Annotated in this window: 7 protein-coding genes, 1 tRNA gene and 2 pseudogenes; 6 read left to right on the plus strand and 4 right to left on the minus strand. The window is 51.7% G+C overall.

Going from position 1 to position 8,377, the window contains the following annotated elements; translation table 11 throughout:
* Positions 1–10: 10 nt before the first annotated feature.
* On the minus strand, positions 11–859 hold the full coding sequence (locus AAC01S_RS02415; protein WP_067618257.1) for a zinc metalloprotease HtpX: 849 nt from the start codon (positions 857–859) through the stop codon (positions 11–13).
* 221 nt (positions 860–1,080) lie between these two features.
* On the opposite strand from AAC01S_RS02415, the gene AAC01S_RS02420 reads away from it, so the two are divergent.
* The 4 genes from AAC01S_RS02420 to speD all read left to right on the plus strand — a co-directional run bounded on the left by AAC01S_RS02420 (position 1,081) and on the right by speD (position 3,842).
* A complete protein-coding gene (locus AAC01S_RS02420) occupies positions 1,081–1,386 on the plus strand; it encodes a hypothetical protein (RefSeq protein WP_067618260.1) in 306 nt (101 codons plus the stop codon).
* Positions 1,387–1,408: 22 nt separating this feature from the next.
* The gene (locus tag AAC01S_RS02425; protein WP_245630034.1) at positions 1,409–2,557 is read left to right on the plus strand and encodes a glycosyltransferase family 4 protein; all 1,149 of its coding nucleotides are present in this window, start codon (positions 1,409–1,411) and stop codon (positions 2,555–2,557) included.
* 4 nt (positions 2,558–2,561) lie between these two features.
* Complete coding sequence (locus AAC01S_RS02430; RefSeq protein WP_083511441.1) at positions 2,562–3,239, plus strand: rhomboid family intramembrane serine protease; 678 nt, start codon at positions 2,562–2,564, stop codon at positions 3,237–3,239.
* A gap of 219 nt (positions 3,240–3,458) precedes the next feature.
* Positions 3,459–3,842 carry an adenosylmethionine decarboxylase gene (gene speD, locus AAC01S_RS02435; protein WP_067618212.1) on the plus strand — a complete coding sequence of 128 codons (384 nt, stop codon included), beginning with the start codon at positions 3,459–3,461 and terminating at the stop codon, positions 3,840–3,842.
* A 102-nt stretch (positions 3,843–3,944) separates the two neighbouring features.
* On the opposite strand, the gene AAC01S_RS02440 is transcribed toward speD, so the two are convergent.
* Positions 3,945–4,460 (minus strand): PepSY domain-containing protein, encoded by a 516-nt coding sequence (locus AAC01S_RS02440; RefSeq protein ID WP_245630035.1) that lies wholly within the window; start codon positions 4,458–4,460, stop codon positions 3,945–3,947.
* A 162-nt stretch (positions 4,461–4,622) separates the two neighbouring features.
* Here AAC01S_RS02440 and AAC01S_RS02445 point away from each other — a divergent pair.
* Positions 4,623–4,697 (plus strand) — tRNA-Ala (locus tag AAC01S_RS02445).
* An 881-nt stretch (positions 4,698–5,578) separates the two neighbouring features.
* On the opposite strand, the gene AAC01S_RS19520 is transcribed toward AAC01S_RS02445, so the two are convergent.
* Both AAC01S_RS19520 and AAC01S_RS02455 read right to left on the minus strand, forming a co-directional pair.
* Positions 5,579–5,929 carry a hypothetical protein gene (locus tag AAC01S_RS19520; protein ID WP_169793990.1) on the minus strand — a complete coding sequence of 117 codons (351 nt, stop codon included), beginning with the start codon at positions 5,927–5,929 and terminating at the stop codon, positions 5,579–5,581.
* Positions 5,930–6,836: 907 nt separating this feature from the next.
* Positions 6,837–7,217, minus strand: a pseudogene (locus tag AAC01S_RS02455) (transposase); the annotation flags it as partial.
* A 508-nt stretch (positions 7,218–7,725) separates the two neighbouring features.
* Here AAC01S_RS02455 and istB point away from each other — a divergent pair.
* A pseudogene (gene istB, locus AAC01S_RS02465) lies at positions 7,726–8,279 on the plus strand (IS21-like element helper ATPase IstB); the annotation flags it as partial.
* Positions 8,280–8,377 lie beyond the last annotated feature (98 nt).

Genomic DNA, 8,377 nt, shown 5'->3' on the forward strand with positions numbered 1-8,377 from the left:
CCGGTTCCCATCAAAACGCGTTGTGGATGCGCATGTTCCGGAGACGGCGGATTCGTTCTGCCATGGGCGGGTGAGTGCTGAACAATTGGAACAGCCCTTCTCCCCGGAACGGGTTTGTAATGAACAGGTGCGCGGTGGATGGACTCCAGTATCCTTCCATGGATGGGCCTTTCGCGTATTCAAGGCGCTCCAAGGCATCCGCCAGCGGATTGCCGTCGCCAACCAGCCTTGCGCCAACCTCATCGGCGCGATACTCGCGCGATCTCGATATCGCCAACTGAATCAGCGTCGCGGCAATGGGACCGAGAATCATGATGGCGATTTCGGCCGCGACGTTGTTGTTGTTTTCGCGATCATCCCCAAACCACATCGACCACTGCAGTAGATTTGCGATACTTGTGATAGCGCCTGCCATCACGGCCGCCATGGAACTGATCAAGATGTCATAATTTTTGACGTGAGCCATCTCGTGCGCAAGTACGCCTTCGAGTTCGCGCGGGGACAGCAGTTGAAGAATGCCTTCTGTAACCGCCACTTTGGCGTTCTGCGGGTTTCTGCCAGTCGCAAATGCATTCGCCTGAGGCGACGGCGTGATGTAGATCTCAGGCATTGGCAGTTGAGCGCGCTGCGCAAGCCGCCGCACGATGGCGTACAATTCTGGCGCCTCTGCCTCCGTCACAGGATAGCTTCTCGTCATCCGGATGGCCATGGTGCCGCTTGTCCAGTATGCGAACGCGTTCATTGCGATGGAGAACAGGAGGAAGATGAGCATTCCTCGCGGTCCGCCAATGGCGCGGCCAATGATGACGAGGATGACAGTCAGGACGGCCATGAGCGTCCAAGTTTTCAGCGTATTCATGGACCAACACCCTTTCGTTTGAAACTCGTTCGTTCGTTGAAAACGCGCGTTGCATGCGTTGCACACTTCTGGCGGCTGCATTTCTATTTTACGCATATGCAGGTGGATTCTCACGTGTTCGGAAGGTTTGTATGTCGAAAGGGCATTCGCTATACTTGATGATGATCGCGCCGTGCCGAACGATTCAGTACGCGCAAACGCACGATAAGGATGATTTGTGCATGCGATTAGGTGTGAACATCGAATACGACGGCAGGAACTACGACATTTTGGAATTGCCAAACGAGGCATTCGTACATTTGATTCCTTGTATGACGGAAGAGCAATTTCGCAGAATCAACGCCCGATTTGAACATGTTTGGCCCGATCCAACGGTTCGGCGCAACCACATGCTTTCGTTCGCCGCCGAAGTTTTGGAGACGTCCGTAGATTATCTGTTTCTCTATCGGGATCGACTCAGATTCGACGACGAGGACTTGGAAGCGTACCTTCAAGCACATACCAAACAGGGACATCGTCCCTCGTAATCGTAACATCGGGGGAACTGGTTTGCGGACGTTGATGGTCTTTTTCGCAGGTGACGAAGTGGGTGGAGCCGCTTCGCATATTCGCACGTTTGCCGAGGCTGTCGCAGCTTCAGGCATTCGCAATCGATATTTGTTTGTCAGTCTGGGCCATGGTCCACTTGAACAGGCGGTTCGTCATGCGGAAGTTCCGATGGAAGTCATCGAGGAACCTCCCGTTTCGTGTGTCGCGAGGCTTGCGGAGATGGCTGTCGCTCGCAATGTGTGGTTAATTCACTCGCATGGGCCGCGCTTGAATATTTTGACGTCCTTTGCGTCCCGCAGATCAAAGGTGCCGTGGACTGCAACCATTCACAGCCATCCTCTTTATGACTTTCTCGGCAGTCGCTTGAAATCATTTCTGTATCCTAAACTCCATTTGTGGAGCCTGAAACAAGCGTTTGGGCTGTTTGTCATCCAACCTGCGCTCGCCGATATTTTGCCCGTGAAGACAGTGTTGGAGGTCCCTAACGCCGTTCATCTGACGCCGCTCGATCGGCCCCGGACGTACTACCGCGAATGGTGGCAGCAGCAACTCGGGCTGCCGGCTTCGACGACGTTGATCGGGATTGCGGCTCGCCTCGATCCGGTCAAGAACATCGATATCCTGATTGAAGCCATGAAAGACGTCGCGGCGGATGTTCATCTCCTCATTGCAGGTGACGGTTCCGAGCGCGATCGACTACAGGACATCACACGCCGATTGCAGTTGGAGGATCGGGTTCACTTTCTTGGTTTTCAGACGGACATGGCCGCGTTCTATGGCGCCATCGACATCCATATTCTCCCTTCCAAGAGCGAAGGAACGCCGACGTCGATGCTCGAGGCAGGATTCTACGGCGCGGTCAATGTCGGATCGGACATTCCCAGCTTGCGGAATCTTCTTTTGGATGGACAGGCAGGGCCTGTGGTCGCTGTCGGCGACGCCGCGGCCTTGGCTTCAACACTCAACGAGTTGGTAGCTGACGAGACGAAGCGATCGGCGTATATCGAACGATTCCAGTCCGCCGTGCTGCCGAAATTTTCCCGGGAACGGATGCTGGAAGCGTATTTGCGGGGGTACAGCGTTTTGGAAGAAGACCTTGTCCGATCCGGCCGCATGATGCTCCCCGTTCTCGAGCATGATGAAGGGTAATCGTATGAATCGGTATCGTAGTGCGCGAATCCGTTCGATCCGGCCGTGGAATCGTCCCGTTACGTCCATTCTCATCGCGGCCAATGTCTTGTGGTTCGTGATTGTGGAAAACGTAACAGGGTATTCCGCGAGCGGCTTGCTGCGCGCTGGCGCGATGTACGCGCCGCTCGTCTATCACGGACAGTGGTTTCGGATTATCTCGGCGATGTTTGTCCACGTGACCATCATGCACCTGTTGGTCAACATGATTTCACTATGGACTTTGGGCGTGGTCGAGGAGATCCTCACAGCAAGTTCTATGATTGTCATCTACGCTGTCTCGGGAATGGTCGGCAATATACTTGGGCTGTTTCTGGCGTCGAATATCGTCAGCGCAGGTGCCTCCGGTGCCATCTTTGGACTGTTTGGCGCCATGTTGGAACTGGCCATGCTCAAAGTTCTGCCAGGCGTCGTTCGCAATCAGTTGCTTATCTTGCTGGCTGTGAACGTGGTTCTTGATATCAGCAACTTGGGATCGATCGACTGGCTGGCTCATCTCGGAGGGCTCGTTTGCGGGGCTCTTCTTACAGTTCTCTACGTCAAACGGATGAGGAATCCGATGGTTTGGAAAATGGGCGCCATCGTCGCAACCTGCCTTGCATGCCTTTCATTACTGCTTGCGTTGTTCACACCCTTGCCATAAAGGCATAAGCCCATCTAATTCCTTATTGCAAAATGCAGGTCCACACCGTATACTACTCATCGTAATCTTTGCTTGAGTTGAAGCGTCACAAAAGAAGGATTTGGACTTACACTTAAAGGGTTAGGACCTCGACGGACTAACTTTCCCCCGTGGTGTAGGGACGACTCCACATGCCTTATCAACGGCATGGCCGATTTGGCTTAAAGGGGGATTTTTGTCATGGACACAATGGGTCGTCATGTAATCGCAGAGCTTTGGGGTTGTAGTGCGGAAAAGTTGAACGATGTTCACGGCATTGAGCGCGCCATGGTGAACGCAGCATTGGAGGCAGGGGCTGAAGTTCGAGAGGTTGCATTCCACAAGTTCGCTCCGCAAGGCGTGAGCGGCGTGGTCATCATCTCTGAGTCGCACCTGACCATTCACAGTTTTCCCGAGCACGGATACGCAAGTATTGATGTGTACACGTGCGGAGATCGAATTGATCCGAATGTGGCATGTGATTTCATAACGAAACATCTGGGTGCGCAGCGCCTTGAGTCGATAGAAGTGCCACGAGGCGTCGGTCCCATCCAAGTTCAAGAAGTAAAAGTCCGCGCGTTTTAATTTGTTTGCGCAAAACGAGAGCACCAGTGGGAATCCGCTGGTGCTCCTTTCAATTTGTGAAGTTGTCGGATGCCATCGCTGTCGCGACAGCAACTCAGCACATCACTCTGCCTGATGCGCTTCCGGATCTCTGTCAGCAAACACGCGCTCGTGATGCGTGGGTACACGGCGGTCCATCAAGATGTTTCCGTTGCCCGCGTCGACAATGACGAGGTACTTGTCTTCGTCGTCCCTTGTGATTGCCATGTACACCAGGCTTGTCCGGATGTTGCGCAGTTGGAGTTCCTCGATTTTGCTTCCCGGATGTTCCGCCAGGACCGCTTTTCTCGCCTCGCTCTCCGAGCATTTGGCGTACTTTTGAAGCTTTTGGGTGTACGCATCGTGACTTGCCTGATATGCTTCGCGAAGCGTCTCACGAGAGACCTGGATGCTTGACTTGACGTCGAATTGATGTGGCCCACTCGGGCCCGCATTGCTCACATCCGCGCTTACAGGGTATACGTGGCTCGGAGCTTCGGCAGCTCCAGTTGTGGCGCTCGATGTCGACGCGGCAAGTACAGAGCCAGATCCGGCGATCAGCGATCCAACCAACGATGCCCCGATCAGAAATTTTTTCAAACCATCATCTCCTCCTGTGAAACTGCGTTTAGGTTATCCAAGATGTTCCATAACTATGTATCAAAACACGCGTTTTTCGATCCATCTTTGAATTGCGCAGTGGATCAGAATGTTGTATACTTAGACTCGTTCTGTGAAAGGCGACGTAGTTTCGTTATGTATGGGGGATTAGCTCAGCGGGAGAGCACTACGCTGGCAGCGTAGGGGTCAGGGGTTCAAATCCCCTATCCTCCACCAAAAAGATGGAGAGCCTTTTGACACCGGAATAGGGTGTTCAAAGGCTCTTTTGCGTTCTTTTGCGCCGTAGACTCAATGGATACCGATGAAATTCGTATACTGCTTGAATGACTTGGTATGATGAGGGAAGGCAACAGTGTCATTGTACGGATGCACAGGGGCACTTCCTGTGTCCGCTAAAGGCCATATCGATGTGCATAGGGCTTTCTCGGCGGCAGGAGTCGTATCGCCTCTTCAAGGGGGAGATCGTGTGTTGGAGCTCTGGTGTATTTAGCTATTGGTACGCGACGTGCAATTACGGCAGCGGCAGGAAATTGCCCATCGTGTCACCACGATCCTCGAATGGGTGGACGTGGTCAGTACACCCACGTTGCCGACCACGTCGAAGCGCAAAGGAACTCCTTGAATTTGAGATTGATCCTGAGCAGGCCGATATTGTGCGGTTGATGTATCGATTAGTGGTCGAAGAGGGATATGGGCAGAACCGCATCGCTAAGTTATATTCGATCAAGCGTCCGATTCAAAGAAGATGATGCTCGGTACGATCATCGAATGCGTCCGGGTGTTTCGAGACAGGGTGGAGATCGATTTCAGGCTGCGGATTGATCAATTCCTTGGGAGGGTGGGGGCGGCTCGACGAGGGTAGATCACTCGCCGGGCGAGGTAAACGGCGGTAAGGTTTTGACTTACAATGCCGTAGCGACGAATGAGAGACTCTATTTCACGGGTCTCAGAAGTTCTGTGGTCGCGGGAGCCCCTTTTAACGGGACTTGGACGACATGGTAGAGTGTCGCATCATCGGGGGACCCATGCAAGTTCAGGCATTGCCGTCTTCCGAATACGAGATCATTGCTGTGTGATCGTGCCTGTTTCGATCCGCCCTAATGTTTACGCCTTGAGCCGCCTATCCAAAACGTCTGTTTGATTCCAGGTGGTGATTCCGCATGTGGAAACGGATATGTCTCAGTGGCTTGCTCAAGGAGTGACGCGATTCGCTGCTGATGTGAAGCGCTTCTGGGGTATGGTCGCGACGGGATCGAACACGCGTCTGGTTGCGCAGACACCTCAAGCGGCCGATCCGTCGCAAGGCTGCAATTTTCTCCTGCTTCCACCATCACCTGGCCCAACGTCACCGCTTCCGCTTGGCCAGATACACCGCGAGCCCCGCCGTGTACTCCGCCAATCTCTAGCATCGGTCGATTCAAGAGAGAGCGGGCGGGCTTGGGATTCATCTCGATCATCCTTCCTTCATCAAGAAACTTGGCCAGGTGTGTTCGCTATCATAAAGGTTGACCACGTGAAGGTACAGTTGACAATCGAATAGTCGACCACCCCGTATCCCTTCCTGTACGTTGTAGATGCCTAGACAACAAGGATAGCAGGTCAAGGAATGATCAGGATGGCAACCTCCAACTCCGCATCGAATGTCCGTACGTGAAATGCGATAATCTAAAAGAACGGTGTGGAGATGAGAGTCTTAACCTTGTCGGGCGATCAAGTCTGGGGCACGAAACTTATTTCTGTAAAGTTCGGAAAAATGGTTCAAGATTCCCGCGAGGAAGTAATTTTTGAACAGGATTTCTCGTGCAAGAGGCAAATCCTTAGAGTGTTGTTAACATTGCATCCCGAAAACAAGAAGCCCAGTCGCCAACGAGCATGTGTCAGCCAGGTCGAAACGAGGGTTGGCTTTGACCAATGGTTTGACCTCCTCAGACGGCCACACACGAAACCGAGGGCAACAGGGATGAATACTGTCACTTGTTTGTCCTACGAATATGGCAAACAACTCTAAACACTCCATAGGACGCCAAAGCTGCATATCCTAAGAAGCTGATAATCGAGAAGGCATGCGCAATTACGGGGAAGTTGTGGATGAAACTTAGCCCAGTCGTGATGAGGAGTAAGAGAAAAAAAGAGGCGTAGGCATTCACCTTCCGTTTGCCTCCAAACGCTGCGTAGAGGAACTCGCTCCCGTTGAATTTGTTCATATCGATTGCCTCCTTTAATGAGGTTGAAGAGCATGCATCTTAACGGCTTTTCTTTAGGCTCTTACGTCGACACTGATTAACCATAACTCGGTACATCTTCGAGACATTATGTAGATAGGGTAGAAGACCTATCTACATAATGTCAAGAAAAAAGCGACTCCACAAGTTCGTCCACTTTACGGGTGCTCACACCATGTACATAGGCTTCCTGAACGACGTTGAGCAATGCTTTCTCCGCTCTCCTCCGTGGCTCTAACAAGCTGGGGGAATAGCTGCCTTTTCGGAGCTTGGGAATTTGCAATTCAATCGTTCCGACCCTCGTATCCCACTCTCTGCGGCGGTATCCATTGCGGTAATTCTTGCGCTCCGTGCTGCGTTCAAAGCGCTCAGCACCGATGAGTTGACTGACTTCCGCATCCATCACGGCTTCGACGAGAACCTTCAAACCTTCCCGCAGAAAATCGACATTTCCATCTTCCAAACCGATCTTGCGAATCAGCTCCAAAAGTGCGATCTTGTCCATAGAAGCCATCGAGTGCCTCCTCTACTGATTATTTGGCCACTTTTAGTAGATTGCACTCGATGGCTTTCTCGTCAAGATCAAGCCTCAGAATTTACACCACCAATCGAGACTTTAACGTGGGGCTTAAGGGTAGGAACATCCGATAAGATTCCAGAATAGTTTTACGAGAGATGTGTTCGTTGTGAAACACGAAATTCTGTTAAGGTTGCAAAGGTAAGGAATTGGGAGTGAAGCATGATGGTCTTTGCACTTCTACTGGTAATCGGCGTTTTACTGATGGCGCTCAGTATGTACATGATGGCAAAACTTTATCGTAACGATAGTCACGAGACGCATAGCTCAAAGACGTCACTATTAATGACTGCAATTGACATTGCGTTAGATGTGATAACCGGAGCTTTTACGAGTCTTTATGGTCTATACATAATCATCTTCATCGGTGGTCTAATCATGTGTATTTTAGCCGTATTACGTTTTTAGATTGAAGTACACGCTGTCGTAGCAAGTGAACCTTGACCCACAAATGAAGACACTGGATGGCTATGATTTCACAGCCGTCACCTTTCCCGTACACTGCAGCCAAGAGTATTTAACAGATCTGGCGTTTCTCGAGCGACAAGAGAACGTGATGATGCTCGGAAAGGTGGGAACCGGCAAGACCCATTTAGCAACAGTACTTGGCGTAGAGGCATGTCGACAGGGACGGGAGGTACGATTCTTTCGGGTACATGACCTTGTTGCCCTTCTACAGGAGAAATACCGAACGGGGACGCTCAACCGCTTCTTGGGAGAACTACAGAAGGCTGAATTGTTGATCCTCGATGAAATGGGTTTTGTACCGTTTCACAAAGACGGAGCTGAACTGATATTCCACGTCATCTCCGAGGGCTATGAGCAGCGGAGCGTGATTGTGACCTCGAACTTGGAGTTCGGCCAGTGGAACACAGTGTTTGGTGACGCAAGACTCACAGCTGCACTTGTGGATCGGCTTGTCACCACGCACACGTGCTAGCATTCACCGGAGAGAGTTACAGATTGCAGCATGCATTATCTGGAGCTAAGTCGTCGTAATCTTCCGTCTTCTATGTTGCAGTGCCTATGCACAAATCCGCCGCGTTTCTCTGTATTTTTAACTTGCGGAAAACAACCATCGCGATCGATAGCGACGG

Source organism: Alicyclobacillus acidiphilus NBRC 100859 (assembly GCF_001544355.1).
Taxonomy (GTDB): domain Bacteria; phylum Bacillota; class Bacilli; order Alicyclobacillales; family Alicyclobacillaceae; genus Alicyclobacillus; species Alicyclobacillus acidiphilus.

Excerpts from the sequence above, each read along its gene's own strand:
- AAC01S_RS02415 (WP_067618257.1), bottom strand. The coding sequence starts at position 859 with ATGAATACGCTGAAAACTTGGACGCTCATGGCCGTCCTGACTGTCATC.
- AAC01S_RS02420 (WP_067618260.1), top strand. The coding sequence starts at position 1,081 with ATGCGATTAGGTGTGAACATCGAATACGACGGCAGGAACTACGACATT.
- AAC01S_RS02430 (WP_083511441.1), top strand. The coding sequence starts at position 2,562 with ATGAATCGGTATCGTAGTGCGCGAATCCGTTCGATCCGGCCGTGGAAT.
- speD (WP_067618212.1), top strand. The coding sequence starts at position 3,459 with ATGGACACAATGGGTCGTCATGTAATCGCAGAGCTTTGGGGTTGTAGT.
- AAC01S_RS19520 (WP_169793990.1), bottom strand. The coding sequence starts at position 5,929 with ATGAATCCCAAGCCCGCCCGCTCTCTCTTGAATCGACCGATGCTAGAG.